16 protein-coding genes are annotated in these 19,969 nt (G+C 69.5%); 12 read left to right on the top strand and 4 right to left on the bottom strand.

The window, feature by feature from the left end; genetic code table 11:
- The first annotated feature begins 3 nt into the window (after positions 1–3).
- Complete coding sequence (locus tag ACWD5F_RS05480) at positions 4–1,107, top strand: Gfo/Idh/MocA family protein (protein WP_451251332.1); 1,104 nt, start codon at positions 4–6, stop codon at positions 1,105–1,107.
- Positions 1,108–1,353: 246 nt separating this feature from the next.
- Here the strand turns inward: ACWD5F_RS05480 and ACWD5F_RS05475 are convergent, their stop codons facing one another.
- Positions 1,354–2,088 (bottom strand): SDR family NAD(P)-dependent oxidoreductase, encoded by a 735-nt coding sequence (locus ACWD5F_RS05475; RefSeq protein WP_451251330.1) that lies wholly within the window; start codon positions 2,086–2,088, stop codon positions 1,354–1,356.
- A 112-nt stretch (positions 2,089–2,200) separates the two neighbouring features.
- On the opposite strand from ACWD5F_RS05475, the gene ACWD5F_RS05470 reads away from it, so the two are divergent.
- On the top strand, positions 2,201–2,872 hold the full coding sequence (locus ACWD5F_RS05470; RefSeq protein ID WP_451251328.1) for a TetR/AcrR family transcriptional regulator: 672 nt from the start codon (positions 2,201–2,203) through the stop codon (positions 2,870–2,872).
- Here the strand turns inward: ACWD5F_RS05470 and ACWD5F_RS05465 are convergent.
- A complete protein-coding gene (locus tag ACWD5F_RS05465) occupies positions 2,865–3,383 on the bottom strand; it encodes an N-acetyltransferase family protein (protein WP_451251326.1) in 519 nt (172 codons plus the stop codon). The genes ACWD5F_RS05470 and ACWD5F_RS05465 overlap by 8 nt on opposite strands.
- A 116-nt stretch (positions 3,384–3,499) precedes the next feature.
- On the bottom strand, positions 3,500–6,640 hold the full coding sequence (locus ACWD5F_RS05460) for a discoidin domain-containing protein (protein WP_451251324.1): 3,141 nt from the start codon (positions 6,638–6,640) through the stop codon (positions 3,500–3,502).
- 302 nt (positions 6,641–6,942) lie between these two features.
- Between ACWD5F_RS05460 and ACWD5F_RS05455 the strand changes: the two genes are divergently transcribed.
- The 8 genes from ACWD5F_RS05455 to ACWD5F_RS05420 all read left to right on the top strand — a co-directional run bounded on the left by ACWD5F_RS05455 (position 6,943) and on the right by ACWD5F_RS05420 (position 17,164).
- Positions 6,943–8,004: a LacI family DNA-binding transcriptional regulator gene (locus ACWD5F_RS05455; RefSeq protein WP_451251322.1), complete on the top strand. Its 1,062-nt coding sequence runs from the start codon at positions 6,943–6,945 to the stop codon at positions 8,002–8,004.
- Positions 8,005–8,043: 39 nt separating this feature from the next.
- The gene (locus ACWD5F_RS05450; RefSeq protein ID WP_451251320.1) at positions 8,044–9,396 is read left to right on the top strand and encodes an ADP-ribosylglycohydrolase family protein; all 1,353 of its coding nucleotides are present in this window, start codon (positions 8,044–8,046) and stop codon (positions 9,394–9,396) included.
- Complete coding sequence (locus ACWD5F_RS05445) at positions 9,393–10,397, top strand: nucleoside hydrolase (RefSeq protein WP_451251318.1); 1,005 nt, start codon at positions 9,393–9,395, stop codon at positions 10,395–10,397. Before ACWD5F_RS05450 ends, ACWD5F_RS05445 begins: the two co-directional genes overlap by 4 nt.
- A 34-nt stretch (positions 10,398–10,431) precedes the next feature.
- Positions 10,432–11,790 (top strand): ABC transporter substrate-binding protein, encoded by a 1,359-nt coding sequence (locus ACWD5F_RS05440; RefSeq protein WP_451251316.1) that lies wholly within the window; start codon positions 10,432–10,434, stop codon positions 11,788–11,790.
- A 98-nt stretch (positions 11,791–11,888) separates the two neighbouring features.
- The gene (locus tag ACWD5F_RS05435; RefSeq protein WP_451251314.1) at positions 11,889–12,887 is read left to right on the top strand and encodes a carbohydrate ABC transporter permease; all 999 of its coding nucleotides are present in this window, start codon (positions 11,889–11,891) and stop codon (positions 12,885–12,887) included.
- Between the two features lie 5 nt (positions 12,888–12,892).
- Positions 12,893–13,744 carry a carbohydrate ABC transporter permease gene (locus tag ACWD5F_RS05430; RefSeq protein ID WP_451251312.1) on the top strand — a complete coding sequence of 284 codons (852 nt, stop codon included), beginning with the start codon at positions 12,893–12,895 and terminating at the stop codon, positions 13,742–13,744.
- A 29-nt stretch (positions 13,745–13,773) separates the two neighbouring features.
- Positions 13,774–15,609: a choice-of-anchor Q domain-containing protein gene (locus ACWD5F_RS05425; RefSeq protein ID WP_451251310.1), complete on the top strand. Its 1,836-nt coding sequence runs from the start codon at positions 13,774–13,776 to the stop codon at positions 15,607–15,609.
- Positions 15,610–15,874: 265 nt separating this feature from the next.
- Positions 15,875–17,164, top strand: coding sequence for an FAD-dependent monooxygenase (locus ACWD5F_RS05420; RefSeq protein WP_451251308.1), 1,290 nt, complete (start codon positions 15,875–15,877; stop codon positions 17,162–17,164).
- 16 nt (positions 17,165–17,180) lie between these two features.
- Here ACWD5F_RS05420 and ACWD5F_RS05415 read toward each other — a convergent pair whose 3' ends face one another.
- On the bottom strand, positions 17,181–18,116 hold the full coding sequence (locus ACWD5F_RS05415; protein ID WP_451251306.1) for an alcohol dehydrogenase catalytic domain-containing protein: 936 nt from the start codon (positions 18,114–18,116) through the stop codon (positions 17,181–17,183).
- Positions 18,117–18,365: 249 nt separating this feature from the next.
- Here ACWD5F_RS05415 and ACWD5F_RS05410 point away from each other — a divergent pair, with 249 nt between their 5' ends.
- Complete coding sequence (locus ACWD5F_RS05410) at positions 18,366–19,256, top strand: LysR family transcriptional regulator (protein WP_451251304.1); 891 nt, start codon at positions 18,366–18,368, stop codon at positions 19,254–19,256.
- A 123-nt stretch (positions 19,257–19,379) separates the two neighbouring features.
- On the top strand, positions 19,380–19,913 hold the full coding sequence (locus tag ACWD5F_RS05405; RefSeq protein ID WP_451251302.1) for a DinB family protein: 534 nt from the start codon (positions 19,380–19,382) through the stop codon (positions 19,911–19,913).
- Positions 19,914–19,969: the final 56 nt, after the last annotated feature.

The raw sequence follows: 19,969 nt of genomic DNA, 5'->3' as shown, positions 1-19,969 counted from the left end.
GCAGTGAGCGCAACACCCATACGGTTCGGCATCGTGGGAAGCGGCTGGCGGGCCGAGTTCTTCGTACGGCTGGCGCGGGCGCTGCCCGAACGACTCGCGGTCGCCGGCGTGGTGACCCGCTCCGCCGACCGCGCTGCCCGAGTGGCCGCGGAATGGGGTGTGCCGGCCTTCCGTACGGTCGACGAACTGTGCGCCACCGCACCGGAGTTCGTGATCCCGTCGGTGCCGTGGGAGGTCACGCCGCAGGTCGTGGAGGAACTCGTCGAGCGCGGGACACCGGTGCTCGCCGAGACCCCGCCCGCACCCGACGTACAGGGACTCGGCCGGCTGTGGGACGCGGTGGGCGCCGCGCAGCGCCCAGGGGGCGGCGCCCTCGTCCAGGTCGCGGAGCAGTATCCGCTCATGCCGGGCCACGCCGCCCGGCTCGCCCTCGTACGGCGAGGAGTGATCGGCGAGGTCACCTCCGTACAGGTGTCGTCGACGCACATGTACCACGCCATGTCGCTGGTCCGGCACACGCTGGGCGTCGGTTTCGCCCCCGCTACCGTCACCGCGCGGGCCTTCACCGCCCCGCTGGCCGATCCGCTGACGCCGGCCGGATGGACCGGCGACCTGACTCCGAAGGACGCCGTCACCACCCTCGCCCTGCTGGACTTCGGCGCGGCCCGTACGGCGCTCTACGACTTCACCGACAACCAGTGGTGGAACCCGCTGCGGGGGCGCCGGATCGTGGTGCGGGGGTCGCTCGGCGAGATCGCCGACGACACGGTGGTGCGGATGGCCGACCCGCGCACTCCGGTGGAATCCGCGCTGACCCGCCGCCGTACCGGCACCGACCTCAACCTGGAGGGGGCCGAGGTCCACCACATCTCCTTCGACGGCGAAGTGCTGTGGCGCAACGAGTACGTGGGCGCGAGCCTGTCCGAGGACGACCTCGCCGTCGTGGACCTGCTGTGCCGGACGGGCGCCTGGGTACGGGACGCCGGCCCGGAACCGTACCCGCTGGCCGACGGCTGCCAGGATCACCTGCTGGCGCTGGCCTGCGAGGAGTCGGCCCGCACCGGGACGCCCGTGACGACCACGGTGCAGCCGTGGGCGGCCAGTTGACCCCGGAGGGCAGGCCGCCGAGGAGCCAACTCGCAAGCCACCGCTTCTCGCCCTCCGCGAGACGCCTCGACCAGGCCGCGCGTCCGTAGACGTAGGGCGGCACGGGATCGCCTCGAAGGCGTGCGGAACTCTGGCCGCCGAACGCCGAGAACGCGCCCGCATCCGCAGCGAGAGGGCATCCGCCGGGGCGGACGCCCTCTCGCCACCGCAGCCTGAACGCCCCGGCGGGCCTATGCGGTCAGAGTCCTAGACCGCGGTGCGTCCGGCGTCGGCCGCGAGGGTGGCGCCGGTCAGGTAACTCGCCCGATCCGAGGCCAGGAAGAGGATCACCTCGGCGATCTCCCGCGGGGTCGCGAGCCGGCCGAGCACTGTGGTCTTCGCGACCTGCGCGGCACCCTCCTCACCCATGGCGGCCAGGACCATGTCGGTCCGCGTAGGACCGGGCGCGACGGTGTTCACGCGCACGCCGGCCGGACTGAACTCGGCCGCCCAGGTGCGCGTCAGCGACTCCAGCGCGGCCTTGGTGGCGCTGTAGACGGACAGCCCGGGCATGCCGATCCGGGCGGCCATGGTGCTGACGTTGACGATGCTGCCGGAGCCCTTGGCGATCATGGCGGGGACCAGGGCCGCGGTGAGGAGGTACGGGGCGCGGACGTTGGCCGCCAGGGCCAGGTCGAGCGTGTCGGGGTCCTGGTCCACGGTCGGCGCCCCGGGGAAGATCGCGGCGTTGTTGACCAGGATGTCGACGGGACCGGCCTCTTCGGCGAGGCGGCGCAGCGCGGCCGGTTCGGTGAGGTCGGCGGCGACGAAGCGCGCCCTGCCACCGGCGTCCGTGATCGACCGTACGGTCTCGGCTCCGCGTTCGGCGTTGCGGCCGGAGACGACCACCTCGGCACCGGCGGCGGCCATCAGCCGGGCCGTCTCGGCGCCGATGCCACCGGTCGAGCCGGTGACGAGGGCGACCTTGTCGGAGAGTTCCATGACGGGTCCTTCCAGGAATCCTGCCGCGTATGACGGCTGGAATGGGTTAGGCAACCCACAATGGTTCGCGAAAAATGGGTTGTCCAATCCAGAATCTGCTAGCGTTGTGTGCATGAGTACCGAGGCGCGGCGGCCCGCCGAGAAGAAGTTGACCCGCAAGGGGCAGGAGACGCGGCGCCGGATCGTGGCCGCCGCCGCACAGCTCATGTACGAGCAGGGTGTGACCGAGGCGACGCTGGAGGATGTGCGGGCGGCCGCCGGCGTGAGCGGCTCGCAGATCTACCACTACTTCGCCGACAAGCAGGAGCTCCTGCTGGCCGTGATCGAGTTCCAGACCGAGGCGGTGCTGGACATGCAGAAGCCGCTGTTCGCCGGGCTCGACACCATGGCGGGCCTACGGCAATGGCGGGATGCGCTGGTGGAATACCAGCTCCGCCTTCAGTGCCGAGGCGGTTGCCCGATCGGCTCCCTCGGCAGCGAGGTGGCCGAGACCAACCCCGAGGCGCGGCTCGCCGCGGCCAGCGGCTTCCTGCGCTGGGAGTCGGCGATCCGTAGCGGTCTTCAGAGGATGTACGACCGCGGTGAACTCGACGCCGACCCCGACGACCTCGCCCTCGCAACGCTCGCCGCGCTCCAGGGCGGCCTGCTGCTCACCCAACTGCAGCGCCAGGTCAGGCCGTTGGAGGTGGCGCTGGACGCGATGCTCGACCACATCGAAGATCGTACGAGGACCGCGGAAGAACGGCGTACACGTACGCCCGGCCCGTCCAGCGTCGTCACCTAGGGACGGGTGCCGCCGGCGTACCGGCCTCATCGCCACGCTCGCCGCGATCGACGGTCAGCGGCAGGTCTCGATGGAAGACGGCCATGGGCCGACCGGGGCCGTTGTACTCGTCGACGATCTTCGTGTCGAAGCCGAGGCTGCGATGGAACGCGATCGAGCCGGTGTTCCCGACCGACGTGATCGCCTTCAACCGCCGCGCACCTTGACGTTCCGCCGCTTCGGCGAACGCCGTGTAGAGGTCACGCCCGAGACCGGTGCCGCGGGTGTCGTCGCGTGTGGCGATCAGATGCACGTAGCCGGTGCCGTCCGGGGTGACGAACCCGAAGACGTACCCACGGATTCCGTCCTCGGCTCTGGCGACCAGACAGGTGGAACCGAACTCCTGGACCAGTGCCAGCAGGTGCAGCGACCGAAGGTCGCGTTCGCCCCAGTAACGGGGGTGGTCTGTCAGGACCTGGTGGAAGTCGCCCACTTGGGCAGGTGCGATGTGTGTCCCCATGGCGAGGATCATGGCAGGCGCCGTCGCGCTCGACGGGGCTCATCGACCCGCAGGAGCAGGCCCATGCCGCTCAGCCCTGCGTGGCCGGGCTGAGCGGCAAGGGCCACAACATCATCCTTCGGGCGTTCTCAGCGCAGGATGAGGTTGATCAGTCGGGCGCTCCGTTCGTCCTTCGCGTCGGTCGTCAGCGCGATGTAGCGCGCGGTCAGGTCCGTGCTGAGACGTCGGTCGCGGCCGTGGCCGGTGAGGTGTCCGGCCGTCCGGTAGGTGAGGCCGTCGGTGCTGTACTCCGCCCGGAGGCCCGGCACTTGGCCTCCGGTCCATTCGGTGCGGATGTCACGGACGCGGTGCTGATCGCCGAGGTCCACGACGATTCGGCCGTGCGGACCGGGCGTCCACGCGGTTGCCGCACTGCCGTCGACGGCGGCCTCGGGATCCGCCATGCCGGGCGGTAGGGGGTTGGTCGGGAACACGACGCGGCCGAGCGCGAGATTGTCCAAGGGGTAGGCGGTTGCCCTCGGCAGGGAGACGGTCGTGGTGCGGTGCGAGCGGATCACCACCGTCTTCTTCTGCCCCTGTCCGGCGACCTGGACCCGGCAGGACGGACCGGTGAAGCGCACGGTCGCGCCGTCGACGACCTCCACCCGCAGGCCCGTCGGAAGCCGGCTTCCGGTGAGCGCCCGCAGCGTCATGCGAGGCGGGAGCAGGCGTGCCTCCGCCGCGTCGAGACGTGCCTCGTAGGAACTGCCCTCTTTGGTGAATACCTGCCGGCCTTCGAACACGACCGCTGTGGAGCCGGGTTGGGGGATGTCGACGGTCGTGGAGACCGGTGATCCGGACAGGTTGAACAGGCTGAGGTGGCTGTCGGTGAGAGCGGCACGGACCGCGTCGGCCGTGGCGCGGGGGACGGCGCCGTCCGCCAGGGCGCGCAGTTCGCTGACGGACGTGTCTGCGAAGCCTTCCACAAGGAGCGGCGCGGCCGGGCCGTCGGCCAGCACGACGGCGTCGCCTGACACGGTGATCGGATGCTCGGAGCCGGTGACCCGCAGGCCGGCCCGGCCGTCGATCTCCAGCCAGTTCCCCCGACTGGAGATGTCGGGCACCGGCCAGGAGGCGAGGTTGTTCCAGGTCGCTCCGTCGGCCGACCCCTGCACGATGTAGGCGCGGCCCGCGGCCGCTTCCCAGCGCAGGGTGACGCGGTCGACGGGCTGAGGGGCGCCGAGATCGACGGCGAGCCAGCTGTCCGCGCGGGGCCGGTCGGCCCGCGACACCGCCCATCGGGTCGTGTCGTTGCCGTCCACCGCCAACGCGGGCTCCCGGCCCGTGTCGTTGGAGGACGCCGTTGCCGTACGGCCCTGGGCGAGGTCGGCTCCGCCCGCCCCGGAACGGACCTGGAGGGTGAAGAGGGAGTACCCGTACGTCGGGTCCGGACTGACCCCGAGCATGCGCACGTGGCGGACCTCGGCGGGCGTGAACGTCACCTCGTCGACGCGAGGAGTCGGAGTCGCCGGGCGGGAGTCCTGGGCGGTGACGGTGGTGCTGCCCTCGGCGTACCGGTAGGTCCGAGACCCCGTCAGGCCAGGCACGCCCGGCATCGTCAAGTTGTGGACCTCCAGCCGCCCTTCACCCGCGGCGATGCCTGTCGTCGCGTAGACGACCGCTCCCGTCGGCAGAGTCGTCAGGCCCGCGTAGCCCGACGCCAGGCGCAGCAGCGTGGCACTGCCGTCGAATCCGTCGCGGCGGCCGTCGTACACATGGACCTGCCGTCCTGTCACCGCGGTCGACGTGCCGGGGAGGAACATCGGGGTCGCTCCACTGACACGGAACAGCCAGTCGTCGTGGGCGGGTTGCCAGGCGAACTTCACGAACCCCGGTTTGGTGACGGCTCCCGCCCAGGCGGCCGCGGACTGGTGGGACAGCAGCCCGGGTCCGGCGCCGAAGTCGGTCACCCCCGCCGAGCGGGCGAACAACTCGGCCTGGGAAAGGGGGTGGACGACCCGCCCGTGGGCTCGCGCCCAGCGGTGCAGGAGGTAGCTGATGGCCAGTTCGGCGCGCGCCTCGGGTTCGTACTTCGGCTCACCGGAGAACTTCGCGAGCCGGTACTGCGGCGGGTACTGCTGATACGCCTCCAGCCGCTCCGCGAGGGCTGTCTCGGCCCGGGCCGCCGCGCGGTCCCCGCCGACCTGGGCGAGGAACGCGAGGGGTATGACATCGCGTCCGTACAGATGCTCCCGGTCGTTGACCATGGGCATCAGCGGCTCACCCGCGTCGCTCATGACGCTCAGGAGAGTGCGCCACAGCGCGTCGGCGTTGGGCTGGTTGGTGAGGACCTCGGGCAGTGGCCGGCCCGCGGTGATGAAGTGGGCGGCATTGCGGCCCGACGTGCGCCACAGCTCTTCCTGGTAGTGCGGTCCGAACGAGCCGTGGTTCTCGACGATGAAGGTGTCGTAGGTGTTGTGCGCGGTGTTCTCGGAGACCCGGACGCCGTCCACGAGGGCCGGGTTCGCGGCATCGGCCTGCGGCAGGCCCGCTTCGTTGCGTGACCAACGACCGTACGCCTTCGCCCAGTCCGCGTGCCGCGGGTCGTCGGCGGCCCAGGCGAGACCCGGGGCGAGGGACTGGGCGTAGACACCCATCTCCTCCAGCTTGGTGTCCGCTTCGTAGCCGCCGAGCAGTCCGTTCGGGGTCCACCCGCCTGAACCGGGGTCGTTGGCGGTGCCCAACCCGGAGGTGTAGGCGGCCTGTTCGCGAGTGATGGTCTCGATGTCGGCGCGCGTCGCGCTGTCGAGGTCCTCCCACAGCAGACGGGCGGCCAGCAGGAAGTACAGCTGGAAGGTGGTGTCGAAGAACAGCGTCCGGCCCCACTCGGTGCCGCCGGTGAGCCGATTGCTCGCGGCGAAGTGCTTGATCGTGGCGAGAGTCCTCGACTTGAGGGTCGCTTCGTCCACGCCGGCCCGGTCGCCGTCGTAGGTGCCGTGCGTGAGCAGTACGGCGTTGCCGAGGACCACGGCGAAGCCGAAGTCCTTGGCGGTGTAGTAGCCACGGGCCGCGTCCCACTGGGTCTCCGACCAGTGGGTGTGGTTCAGCAGGACGCGGTAGTAGGTCTCCGCCACCGGGTCCGGGGTCGGGGTCGAGGCCGGGGTCGAAGGCGCGTTTTCCTGGGCTTGGGCGGTACTGCCTCCTGTGGTGATCGGGAGGGTCGCCAGGCCGACGGAGGCGCTGAGGAGCTGGACGAATCGGCGGCGGTCGAGCTGTGATCTCGGGACCATTCGTGGTGCCTTTCGGGCTTAGACAACGTTGTCAGCCGGAGTGGCGGCAATTCTTCAGTCCCGTTTCTCGGGGAGTCAAGAGGCCTGGCGCACACGGCGGTTGATTCACAGGAACCCCGTCCGAGGACCGCTCGAGGTGATCCGCCGTCGGCGGGGCTGTGACCTGGTGCTCGGCCGGGTGACACGGCCCCTGGCGACCTCTGTGAAGAAATCCAGCCACGCGAAGGTCTTGACTCGAATGGTGCGCATGTCGGAGGCTGCATGACACACAGCGCAAACCGGTTTGCAACAAGGAGTACAGCGTGCCAACGCCAGAAGAGTCAGCAAGTGACCCTGATACGCAAACCGGGTTGCGTCCTGGAGCGGCTCGCTCGCCGGCGACGATCTCGGACGTGGCTCGGGTGGCGGGGGTGAGCAAGACGACCGTCTCGCACGTCATCTCGGGCCGCCGGCCGGTCTCCGACGCCACGCGGGTCAAGGTCAACCGGGTCATAGAAGAGCTCGGCTTCCAGCAGAACTTCTTCGCCACCGGCCTGACCGGTCAGCGGACGAAGACGATCGCCCTGGTCGTCCAGGACCTGACCAACCCGTTCTATCCCGCCCTCGCCCGCGGCCTTCAACAGGCCGTCGCCGAGCAGGGGTACGTCGTCCTGATGGCCGACGTCGGCACCGGAGTTCCACCGGTCGAGGCATTCCTCAACGAAGCGGTGCAGCGCAGGGTCGACGGCGTCGTCGTGGCCGCGGTCGACGTCTCGGAGAAGCAGCTCGAACCCCTTCGGACGGCCGGCATCGGTGTCGTCACGGTGGGCGACCCTCACCATCGGACCTCCACCGACGTGATCTCCTCCGACGACGAGCAGATCGCCGAGGACGCCGTGCAGTACCTGTACAACCAGGGCCACCGCCGGTTCGGCATCGTGTCCGGGCCGACGCACACCGCGCCCGGAGCACCCCGCCTCAACGGCTACCGCCATGCCCTGCGGACCCGGAGCCTGCGCCCCCTGAAAGCCGCGGAGCAGATGGGGGACTGGACCCGCGAGTCGGGGACCAAGGCGATGGCCGCCCTGATGGACCAGCCCAACCGTCCGACGGCGGTGTTCTGCGCGAACGACCTCATGGCGATCGGCGCCCTCGACGCCGCCCGTGCCCTGGGCCTCGCCGTGCCCGGTGACGTCGCCGTGGTCGGCGTGGACGACATCGACGCGGCGAGTCTGGTCAGCCCCGCTCTCACCACCGTCCGTGTGCCGGCCCAGGACATCGGGCTGGTCGCCGGTGAACAACTGCTGGCCAGGATCGGCAATCCCGCCAGCCCGGCCCGCCGGGTGCTGGTCCAGCACAGCCTCGTGGTCCGCGAATCGGCCTGACGGCCCCATCCCATCGCGAACGTTCCAAGGAGCACCACCGTGCACGACGTACTCGATCCCCGAGACCTCGTCCCCGACGAGGCGGAACAGCTGGTCCACTCCGGCTTCCCCGCTCGGGAACTGCTGGCCGAAGCCCGCACAGCGGCGCGGCGGTCCGACATGGACGCCCTCGCCGCCATCCGCGGCAGACTCGCGGCCCTCCAGCGCGCGGGGGAGTGGCCCTACCAGGAGCCCTCCGCCGTCCACGACGTGTGGAACGCGATCCCGGCCGGTACGGATCTCGCCACCGACGTGCCGGAGACCGTCTCCGCCCGCATAGCGGGGGCCTGGCTGGGGCGTTGCGTCGGGAACACCATGGGCAAGCCCGTCGAGGGACTGACCCCCGCAGAGGTCCAGAAGTACCTCGAAGCGGTCGGTCAGCTGCCCCAGACCGGCTACCTGCCCCTGTTGGATCCGCTGCCCGCGGGCGTCAGCCACCTGCACGAGTCGGCGCCCTTCGCCTCCGCCGGTCTCTTCGACGCCGTCCCCCGCGACGACGACATCGACTGGACGATCCTCGGTCTGCACATGCTGGAGACCTACGGCGAGGACCTGTCCACCGCCGACATCGCCCGCGAGTGGCTGGACCGGATCCCCTTCACCCAGACCTTCACCGCCGAACGTGCCGCCTACCGCAATCTCGTCAGCGGCCTGAAACCGCCGGCCACGGCCACCGCGGACAACCCCTACCGCGAGTGGATCGGCGCACTGATCCGCACCGACATCTACGGCTACGTCCATCCCGGCCGCCCCCGCGCGGCAGCGCGCATGGCCCTGACCGACGCCGTGCTCTCCCACACCGCCAACGGCATCTACGGCGCGATGTGGGCAGCGGCCCTGGTCTCCGAGGCGTTGGTCGCGAACAGCGCCGTCCAGGCGGTGGAGGCAGCGCTGAGGGTTCTGCCGCAGACCTCCCGGCTCCACGAATCGCAGTACCGGCTGCTCGACCTCGCCCACAGCGGTGCCGGTGTCGACGACGCCCTGCAGTGGATCGACACGCATCTGGGTCACTACAACTGGGTCCACACGATCAACAACGCGGCGATCATCACCACGGCCCTGCTGTGGGGCGGTGGTGACTTCGTCCGCAGCATCGGCCTGGCCGTCCGCGCAGGCAACGACACCGACTCCACCGCCGCGACCGTCGGCAGCGTCGTCGGCGCACTGGGCGGTCCCTCGGCCGTGCCCGAACACCTCGTCGCGCCCACCCACGGAGTCGTCCGCAGCGCGGTGCGCGGTTTCGACCGGATCACCGTCACCGAGCTGGCCCAGCGGACGGACGCGGTGCGCCGACACCTGCGATCAAGTCTTCCCTCAGCCCGTTCCACACCCGAACCGGAGGTGGCCTCGTGACTGCCGCCCGTCGCATCGTCATCGACACCGACCCCGGGCTCGGCGAGCCGGGATCCGACATCGACGACGGACTCGCCATCGCCCTCGCCCTGCGCTCGCCCGAACTGCAGGTCGAGGCTCTCACCGTCGTCAACGGCAACGTCGACGTCGACGCGGGCGTGGATGTCGCACGCCGCCTCACGGAGCGGATGGGGTTCCCCGAACTGCCCGTACTGCGTGGTGCCGACCGCCCTCTGCTGCGGGACATGGCGCCCGTGCGCGCGCTCTTCGACGACGTCATCCCCGACCGCCCCACGGCCCAGGGGAATCAGTCGGAGCGCCGCGGACCGACCGAGAGCCGGCACGCTGCACAGTTCCTCGTCGACATCGCGGCTGCCCACCCCGGCGAGATCTGCGTGGTCGCCATCGGGCCGATGACCAACCTCGCCCTCGCCCTGCGCCTGGACCCCGCCTTCGCCCAGAACGTCGCCGAGATCATCATGATGGCGGGCTCGGCGACCGGCTACGCCCAGAACATCACCGTGGTCGGTGACTTCAACGCCTACGTCGATCCCGAGGCCCTCGCCATGGTCCTCGACAGCGGCGCACGCCTGCGGATGGTCGGCATCGACCAGACCTCGCAGGTACGGCTCACCCGTGCCGACGCCGCCGTACTCCAGAGCGGGGACGCGTTCGGGAAGTGGGCCGGCGAGTGCGCCTTCGCCTGGATCGACTTCCTCGGCAAGGCGTTCCCCCAGCGTGCGGAACACCGTGACGCGTGTTTCCTCCACGACCCCCTCGTCGTGGCCGCCGTCATCGACCCGTCGCTGCTGACCTGGGCCGACGCGCATGTCGCGACCGATCCGGGCAGTGAGCTCGCCCGTGGCCTCGTCGTCGCGGACCGGGGTCTGGCACTGGCCCCCTCGCCCCCGCCGAACGCCACCGTGGCCATCGCCACCGACACCGACGGTTTCGGCCGTCTCTTCCTGGACCGTGTGACCGGAGCCCCGGCCGCCGAATGACGCGTACCACCCATGACCGTCAGAGAGGACCGTCATGAAGAACATCAGAACCACCAGAAGGCACCGCCTTCGGCCCCTCGCCGCCGCAGCCGCGGCCACCGCGGTCATCCTGCTCGCCGCGGGCTGCGGATCCGGCTCCGACTCCGGTTCCGCCACGCCCTCCGGACTCGTCCCCGAGGGACAGCTCAAGGACCCCACCTCACCGGTGACCATCACCTACGCCGGTGCCGCGTACTCCGCCGACGACATGAAGCCGGTCCTGGACGCCTTCCACAAGGCGCACCCCACCATCACGGTGAAGTACCAGTCGGTCCCCTTCGACCAGTTCAACAGCGTGCTCAGCACGCGGCTGAGCCGCAAGGACTCCACTCTCGACCTGTTCGACGTCGACATGCCACGCACCGACGCCTACCAGGCCCGCGGCTGGCTCACGGACCTGAGCTCCGCCTTCCCCGACATGTCCGGGAAGGTCGACAAGGCTTCGCTGGAGGCATCCACCAGTGGCGGCAAGCTCGTCGCCATGCCCTACCAGACGTCCAGCCAACTCCTCTACTACAACAAGAAGTTGCTGAAGAAGGCCGGCATCCCGGACCCGTCCTCCGCGCCCGACGCCCGTATGACCTGGGAACAGGTCACCGCCGACGGACAGAAGGCCCAGAAGGCCGGCGCGAAGTGGGGGCTGCTGTTCGACCAGGTCAACCGCTACTACCAACTGCAGCCCCTGGCGGAGAGCCTGGGCGGTGGATCCGGCGCGACCGGCAAGGGCAACCTGACGCCCGACCTGGAGAACGCGGGCTGGACCAAGGCCATGGACTGGTACGGCTCCCTGTACAAGGACAAGATCTCGCCGCGCGGAGTTCCGGTCGCCGAGACCCCCAACACCTTTGCCTCCGGACAGGTCGCGTTCTTCGCGGGCGGCCCGTGGTGGGCTCCCCAGTTCACCGGTGAGAAGAACCTCGACTTCGGCGTCGCCGCCTACCCGTACTTCGAGGGCGGCAAGCCCGTGACACCGACGGGCGGCTGGTCCCTCGGTCTCAACCCCGCCGGCAAGCACGCGCAGGCCGCGGAGATCTTCATGAAGTTCATGGCGCTCGACAAGGGCGGCTACGCCCAGTACATGTCCAGCCTGGCGGTGCCCCCCTCCAACACCCAGGGCGCCGAGAACTTCTACAACCAGCCCGTCTTCAAGGACCCGCGGATGGCCGGAGCCGTCGAGCTCACCAAGTACGAACTCGCCAACACCGCCGTCCTGCGCGCCCGGACCGTCGGATACGTCGAGTTCGAGGACGCGCTCGGCCGCGCCTTCGAGGACATCGCCAACGGCACGCCCGCGTCCAAAGCACTGTCCTCGGCCACGAGCGACATCAAGCAGGCGTGGGCCAAGTACCAGTAGCCGGCCGACAGTCCGGCGTGGACCTCTCCTCGCCCGTCGACCCGTAACGCCGACCGGTCCGGGAGGACGCCCCGGACCGGTGGAGGGACACCAACGCCATGAGCACCACCCCAGCCAGGCCGGCCACGGCGGCCGAGTCAGCCCGGCACGACGCGGACGACACTCCGGGCCGGGCCGCGACGCCGCGCCGACCGAGCCTCAGCACATCCCGCCCGGCCAGGAAGCATCGTCAAGGGCCGCGGAATCTCACGGCAGCCGCGCTGTTCCTGCTGCCCGCGCTCGCTCTCATCGTCGTCCTGCGCCTGGTCCCGGTCATCCAGGCGGTCACCGACGCCACCCACTCCAGCCTGCCGGGAAGCACGCTGGCACCGAAATGGGTGGGCTTCGACAACTTCACCGCTCTGTGGCACTCCGACACGTTCTGGACCTCGGTCCAGCAGACGCTTTTGTTCAACCTGATCGTCAACCCGCTCCAGATCGCGATCGCCCTGGCCCTGGCCGTCCTGCTGACACAGAACCTTCCGGCCTCCGGCCTGTGGCGCACGCTGATCTTCCTGCCTGCGGCCGTGCCCATGACCGGCTCCGCGGTCGTCTGGGGGATCGCGCTGAGGCCGGACGGGCCTGCCAACGCCCTGCTCGGCAGTGTCGGCATCGACGCACAACCCTTCCTGACCAGTCCGCACCAGGTCGTCGCCAGCCTGGTCCTGATCGCCAGCTGGATCGGCGTCGGCTACTGGATGATCTTTCTGATCGCGGGGCTCAACGACATCCCCGAGGTCTACTACGAGGCCGCGAAAGTGGACGGCGCAGGCGCTCTGCGGCGCTTCTGGTCCATCACGCTGCCCCAGCTCAGGCGGCCGCTGCTGTTCGTGCTCGTCGCGGACACGGTCTCCAACTTCGTGCTCTTCGCGCCCATGCAGATCCTGACCAACGGAGGGCCCGAGCAGAAGTCCAACTTCCTGATGTACGACATCTTCCACAACAGCTTCGAACTGGCCGACCCGCACACCGCCGCGGCCGAACTCCTCGTACTCCTGGGCCTCATGATCGTCATCGTCGCGGTCCAGTTCCGGCTGCTGGGCGAGGCGGAGGACTGATCACCATGAGCCGCACCACCACATCCCCCTCGCCCGTCCGCCGCGTCCTCCTGACGGCCCTCGCCGTCGTCATCGCGCTCGCCTTCCTGCTGCCCGTGCTGTGGCTGCTCGCCAGCACCTTCCGCACGTCCGCGCAGACCTTCGGCGACAGCAGCTCACTGAACTGGCACACGCTGTGGCCGCGTGACTTCACCACCCGCAACCTTCAGGCAGCATGGGACAACGGGTTCGCCCGCAACCTCGCCAACTCCGTGATCGTCGCCGCCGTGACGGTCGTCGTCGGCATCGTCATCTCCGCGATGGCCGCGTTCGCACTCGCCGTCATCGACTTCCCCGGCCGCAAGCTCGTCTTCGGCCTCGTCGTGCTCAGTTTCCTCGTCCCCTTCGAGGCCATCGCCATCCCGCTCGCCCGCACCTTCAGCGACTGGAACCTCACCAACAGCATCACCGCCCTGGTCCTGCCGGGCCTGGGCAACGGACTCGCGGTGTTCATCCTCCGGCAGTTCTTCCTCGGCATCCCCGGCGAACTCGTCGAAGCCGCCCGGGTGGACGGCGCCGGATGGCCGCGCATCTTCGCGCGCATCTACCTCCCACTGGCGCGGCCGGCCCTGATCGGCACCGGCCTCATCCTCTTCCTCTTCCAGTGGCAGGCCTACCTCTGGCCGATCCTCGTGACCACCGACGACCAGGACGACGTGGCACCGGTCGCCATCGCCAAGACCTTCAACGCGTTCAGCAGCGACTACGGCCGGGTCTTCGCCGAGACCGCGGTCCTCGCCGTCATCCCGGCCGTGATCCTGCTCGCCCTCCAGCGCTACTTCGTCGCCTCGGTGGCCTCCACCGGAAGCAAGAACTGACGCAAACCCGACAGGACAGGAGCCCCGCCTTGCACCGTCATGCCCACGCTCCCAGACACGCCGGACTCAGCCGCACCACCAGACAACTCTCCGCAGCCGTCGCCCTGTTGCTGGCCGCGACGGCCGTGAACCTGGTCGCAGGCACCGAGCCCGCAGCGGCCAAGCCCCTGGCCGGACGCACCTTCTACGTCGACGCCCAGAACGGCAACGACCAGTCCGCCGGCACCAGCACCACGACCGCGTGGAAGAGCCTGAGCAAGCTCAGCTCCGTGACCTTCCAGGCGAGCGACACCATCTCGCTGCGCCGCGGCCAGACCTTCACCGGCCAGGCCGTCATCAACGGCACGGCCACCACGTCCGCACCCATCACCGTCACCGCCTACGGCACGGGCAGCGCTCCCACGCTGTCCAACCCCACCGGCTGGAACATGCTCCAGGTCCAAGCCCCGCACGTGACCGTGGAAAACCTCCGGTTCGCCGACGGCGTGGTGTTCGACAACGCCGACGGTACGGGCATCACCGGCCCCAAGTACCGGCTCAGCGGCGCCGTCGCGGTGACCGACACCGGAACCGGCGCCATCGTCCGCAACAACGAGTTCACCCAGGTCGGCGTGGGCGTGAAGACCTACGCCACGGACTCCCTCATCCAGAACAACAACTTCCACGACCTCAAGATCGCCTTCCGGGGCATGGACTCCGGCAGCGAGACCTCCTACGGAGCCATCGGCGTCTCCGTCAACAACAGCGACGTACGGGTGAGCGGCAACAAGTTCACCAACTGCCGCTCCACCGACAGCCCTTACGGAGCGGACGGCGGCGCCGTCGAGATCGAGGGCTTCGACCACGACAAGAACGACATCACCATCGACCACAACGTCTCGACCGGCTCCCAGGGCTTCCTGGAGGTCACCGAGACCAACACGGCCGACGTCGACCTGCTCTACAACGTCAGCGACGACTACCAGCAGTTCCTCGCGTTCGACACCACCACGCACCCCGACAACTACCTCGTCGCCCACAACACCATCCTGCGGGACCGCGGCGACGACCAGAAGCTCTTCGCCATCTACTACTACCGGGAGGACGGGCCCGCACCCCAGGACTCCTGGCTCACGATCAGCAGCAACATCATCGAGATGAGCACCGGGATCGTCCTGTTCGACTACCTGTGGCCCCACGACCACAACCTGATCAACGCCTCGCTGGGCGACGCCCCGGGCGCCGGCGACATCCTGGCCGCCCCGAAACTGACCGACGTGGCCGGCGGCGACTACACACCTCAGGCGACAAGTCCCGCGGTCGACAACGGCGGTCCGGCCGCCGGCACCACGGACCTGCTGGGCAACCCGTCCAACCGGGCCCTGGGACCGGACATCGGAGCCATCGAACGCCAGAACCAGCCGACCGCCGGCACCAGCGTCGTCCAGAACGGCGGATTCGAGACGGCCACCTCCATCACCGGTACCTCCACGCCCTGGTACTCCGAGGGATCACTGGCCTACGGCGTCGACAACGGCACCGGCACCGCCCGCACGGGATCCCGGAACGCCTGGATCGCCTCGTCCGCATCGGGCACCTGGGGCGCGGTGAAGCAGACGGTGACGGTCACCCCCAACAAGAACTACCGCCTCACCTTCTGGGTACGGAACTCCGGCAATATCGACCAGGGCTGGCTCGGAGTGAAGACCACCGGAGGAACGGTCATCAGCGAGGTCGAGCACGGAACGGCTCCTGCCTACAGCCGCGTCGTCCTCACCCTGAACAGCGGCAGCAACAGCACACTCGTCCTGCACAGCGGCTACTACTCACCAACCGGCTCCGCCTGGCAGCGCATTGACGACGTCGCGCTGCAGCCGCTGTCCTGACGCCGAGTGGACCGATCGCTGTAGAAATCCCAAGGGAACATCGGCATCCACGGCAGGTCCTCGACGAAGATCATCTCCAGGTCGTCGAGGATCTGCTGCCGTTGTGCGTCGGTGGTCGCCCCCATCGGAGTCGGCGTTTCTCATCAATGTCCGCCGAGAGCGATGAGTCTCGTGCGGATCCATGGTCAATAGACCTGGATGCACCGACAGCGGTGGGCCCGTGCTGGGGATGTTCCCGCGCGGGAGGAAGCAGATGGAGGCTGTGATGAGCGTCGACGACTCCGACCAGGGGCACGCGATCCGGACGGGCGGGCAGGGTACGCGGGTGAGCGGTCCCAGGGTGTTGGTCGCGGGGGCAAGCGTCGCGGGGCCCGCGCTGGCCCACTGGCTGCGCCGGCGGGGCGCTGAGGTGACCGTGGTGGAGCGGGCTCCCGAGCTGCGTCCCGGCGGGCAGGCGGTGGACGCGCGCGGGATCGCCAAGGAGGTCATCGGGCGCATGGGGCTGGACGCGGCGGTGCGCGCGGCATGCACCGACACCGCCGGCGCGTACACCGTGGACGCGGACGGGAAGGTGCTGGAGACCTTCCGTGCCGACGACGACGGTGGTGACGGGTTCATCGCGGACATCGAGATCCTGCGTGGGGACCTGTCCCAGGTGCTCTACGACGACACCCGCGACGGCGTCGAGTACGTCTTCGGCGACCGGATCGCCGAGCTCGCCCAGGACGCGGACGGCGTCGACGTGGTCTTCGCGGGCGGCGACCGGCGGCGCTTCGACCTGGTGGTCGGGGCGGACGGGCTGCACTCGGAGCTGCGAGCGATGGTCTTCGGACCGCACGAGCGGTACCTCCGCCACCTCGGGCAGGTGCTGGCCTTCTTCAGTGTGCCCAACGAGTTCGGGCTGGACCGCTGGCTGCTGGAGTACCAGGATCAGGCCTCCGGGCGCTCCGCCCTCCTGCGGCCCATCCAGGACGCCACCCGGGCGATGGCCATGTTCTACTTCGCCTCGGCCGGCTTCGACGTCGACCACCGCGATGTCGTAGCGCAGAAGGCCCTGCTGCGGGAGCGGATGGCGGACCTGGGCTGGTTGACCCCGGACATCCTCGCGCACCTGGACGACACTCCGGACTTCTACCTCGACCAGGTCGCCCAGGTGGTGATGGACCGCTGGTCGAGTGGACGGGTGGGGCTGCTCGGGGACGCGGCGTTCAGCTCGTCGCCGATGTCCGGGCAGGGCACCGGGCTGGCACTGGTCGGCGCCTACCTGCTGGCCGGAGAGCTGGCCGCGGCCGGATGGGACCCGGAGGTCGGGTTTGCCCGCTACGAGTCGCGGATGCGCTCGTTCGTCGAGGCCAACCAGGAGATCGGCCGATTGAACGCCCGCAGCCGCGACGTCCCCGGGCCGGACGCCGAGCCGCTCCCCGACTTCGCCGGCGAATGGTTCACCGAGCTGGTCGGACGCGCGATCAACGGCGCCGAACTGCCCGACTACGCGGGGGTGCCGGACTCCGCAGCCCCGACCGGATCGCAGACCACCTCGTCGGCCAAGCCGTAGGTCCGGCGAGGTCGGGTCACTCGCCGCCCGCGGTGTCCAGGACGATGCGGAAGCGGGGTGCGCCGGAACGCAGCCGGGTCACTGCTTCGCCGGCCTGTCGTAGTGCCATGCGTTCGATCCGCGGGCGGACGTTGTTGGTGACGGCGAACTGCATCGCCTCCTCCGTTTCGTGCGCGCTGCCGGTCAGGTGCCCGGTGACGGTCTGACCGTTCATCACGAGCCTGGCTGCCGGAACGGTCACGGATCCCGCGTCGACGCCGACGAGAGTCAGCTGCCCGTGCACGTTCAGGCCGCCGTCGGTGAGCAACTCGTCCGCGGCAGCGGTGGAGGAGGCGGTGTAGACGATGAGATCGGCGCCGCCGAGTTCTTTCAGCGCGGCCCCGGGCGCCCGGGCCGTGCTGTCGATGTAGTGGTGGGCGCCGAGGCCGCGGGCGAGTGGTTCCCGGTCGCCACCTCGGGCGATGGCGATCGTCTCGTAGCCGAGCCTGACCGCGAACTGGATCGCGAGGTGCCCCAGGCCACCGACTCCGAACACGGCGACCCGCCCGCCCGCGCGGATGCCGGCCTTGCGCACGGTGTTGAAGGTCGTCACCCCGGCGCAGCCGAACGGGGCGGCGTCGAAGAGATCGAACGCGTCGGGAATCCGCGCGAGGGCGTCGGCGGGCACGGTGATGCTCTGGGCCCAGCCGCCCGGGTAGGAGAGGCCGGGTACCTTGCGTTCGCGGCAGTGGACGACGTCGCCGGCCCGGCAGAAGACGCAGTGGCCGCAGCTGCCCCCGAACCATCCGACGGCCACGCGGTCCCCGACCGACCAGCCCTCGACCCGGTCGCCCAGCTCGGCGATGACACCCGCGACCTCGTGCCCGGGGGTGACCGGGAAGGACGTACCCGCGCCGGTGGCCGCGGCGGTTCCGATGTCGGCGTTGCACACGCCACTCGCGGTGACGGACACACGGACCCACCGGCCTGTTGGCGATGTCGTCTCGACCTCGGAGGGGTGCAGAGGGCCCCCGGGCTCGGTTACGACCATGGTCACGGCGGTCTCTGACATGACGCCTTCCCTCTGTGAACGCGGGGTGCAAATGGCTGAGCAAAACTCCGCATAATTGGTGGTTATGCTTAAGCAGTAGGAGTCCGACCGTAGGCAGAGGAAAGTCGGACCGGTAGGCGACACCAGTGAATGCAGGGATAGGCCTTGGCTATGACCGACCGCCTGAATCTCGAAGGGCTCCGCTATGCGCAGGCCGTCTCGGAGACCAAGTCGTTCAGCGCCGCCGCCCGCGCGTACGGCGTCACACAGCCGGCCCTGTCCAACGGCATCGCCAAACTGGAGGAGCGCCTCGGCGACAAGCTGTTCGAGCGGTCGCCACGCGGGGTGACCCAGACCGCCTTCGGCGCCCGGATACTGCCGTTGATCGAGCGCTCCCTGATCGCTCTCGACGCCGTCTCGGCGGAGGCCAGGCGTCTGACCGAGCCCGGCGAGCAGAAGATCCGCATGGGCGTCTCGCCCCTGATCGGCGCGCATCTGGTGGCCCGGGCGTTCGGCAAGGTCCGAGACCTTCCCACGCCCCGCGACCTTGTGCTGCGCGAGGCGAACATGCAGGACCTGCGGGAAAGCCTGCGGGCCGGCCGACTAGACATCATCCTGATCCCGGCCGTGGCCGCGATGCCACGCTACGAGCACCGGGTCATCGACGTCGAGCCGCTCGTCGTCGTCAGCCCCGACACCTCGCAGGCGACTCCGCTCGAACTTGAGGAAGCTAGCAAGGAGTGCTTCATTCTCGTACCGGACACCTGCGGCCTGACCACGTTCACCACACAGCTCTTCCAGGCCCACGAGATGCCGTTGCGGACCTATCCCGGCGAGGCCGCCGGCTACCAAGTCCTGGAGGACTGGACGAAGTTGGGCCTGGGCTCGGCCATGGTCCCCCGGTCCAAGCTCACTTCGCCCGATGTGCCCCACCGCCCGCTGATGGACCAAGGGCGCGAGGTGCAGATCTCCTTCGAAGCGGTGTGGAGCGCCGACTCCCCGCTCGGGGTCGACCTGCTCCGCCTGGCCGACAGCCTCGCAGCCGCCCGCAGCCTGCCATAGCTGCTGCTTATAGCTCAATTCAGCGGAATCCTCTACCGGCCATCCCGTGGAATGCCTAAATTGGCGGGCGTTGCGGTAATCACCACTCCGCTCATTCCCTTTCCCGACACCCACGGTGGAGTCATGCACCAACTCCAAGCGCTGCTACGCGAGTACGACCATGCCCGCGCCTACACCGACGAGTTGTGGAAGGACCTCACTCCGGACGAAGTGACCTGGCGCCCGCACGAGGACTCCAGTGCCATCGGCTGGCATCTCGGCCACCAGGCCCATGTCGCCCACTTCATGATCCGCAACCTGACCGCGGCGGAGCCCAGCCCCGACCCGGAACTGGATGCCCTCATGGACTCCGCGAACCCGGAGAAGTTCCGCGGCGCGCTGCCGACCGTCGAGAGGCTCACCGTGTTCCGCGACACGGTCGCCGAGCGCGTCCACGCTCGCATCGGTGACATTGCCGCCGGCCGCGTCGGCGCCCCCACTCAACTGACCGTGGTGGGAACCCATCTGCTGACCACGCTCATCAACCACGAGTATCAGCACGACCAGTGGATCAGCGAGGTCCGAGCCGAGAACCTCGGCCACGCGCTCCCGCCCGACCCGGCCTCGGACCGGCTCAGCCGCATCGACGGATACCTCGTCCTGCACTGCGACGCCTGACCACGGCGTGCAACTTCCGTCCTCCGCCTCCCTTTCACGTCCGGAAAACCGAATCC

It is taken from the genome of Streptomyces sp. NPDC002499 (assembly GCF_053595415.1).
This window is presented reverse-complemented; position numbering and strand designations above follow the sequence as displayed.

Bases quoted from the DNA above. Each gene is read 5' to 3' on its own strand.
- ACWD5F_RS05405 (WP_451251302.1), top strand. From the start codon at position 19,380: ATGCACCAACTCCAAGCGCTGCTACGCGAGTACGACCATGCCCGCGCC.
- ACWD5F_RS05410 (WP_451251304.1), top strand. From the start codon at position 18,366: ATGACCGACCGCCTGAATCTCGAAGGGCTCCGCTATGCGCAGGCCGTC.
- ACWD5F_RS05440 (WP_451251316.1), top strand. From the start codon at position 10,432: ATGAAGAACATCAGAACCACCAGAAGGCACCGCCTTCGGCCCCTCGCC.
- ACWD5F_RS05475 (WP_451251330.1), bottom strand. From the start codon at position 2,088: ATGGAACTCTCCGACAAGGTCGCCCTCGTCACCGGCTCGACCGGTGGC.
- ACWD5F_RS05465 (WP_451251326.1), bottom strand. From the start codon at position 3,383: ATGATCCTCGCCATGGGGACACACATCGCACCTGCCCAAGTGGGCGAC.
- ACWD5F_RS05435 (WP_451251314.1), top strand. From the start codon at position 11,889: ATGAGCACCACCCCAGCCAGGCCGGCCACGGCGGCCGAGTCAGCCCGG.
- ACWD5F_RS05460 (WP_451251324.1), bottom strand. From the start codon at position 6,640: ATGGTCCCGAGATCACAGCTCGACCGCCGCCGATTCGTCCAGCTCCTC.
- ACWD5F_RS05420 (WP_451251308.1), top strand. From the start codon at position 15,875: ATGAGCGTCGACGACTCCGACCAGGGGCACGCGATCCGGACGGGCGGG.
- ACWD5F_RS05470 (WP_451251328.1), top strand. From the start codon at position 2,201: ATGAGTACCGAGGCGCGGCGGCCCGCCGAGAAGAAGTTGACCCGCAAG.
- ACWD5F_RS05430 (WP_451251312.1), top strand. From the start codon at position 12,893: ATGAGCCGCACCACCACATCCCCCTCGCCCGTCCGCCGCGTCCTCCTG.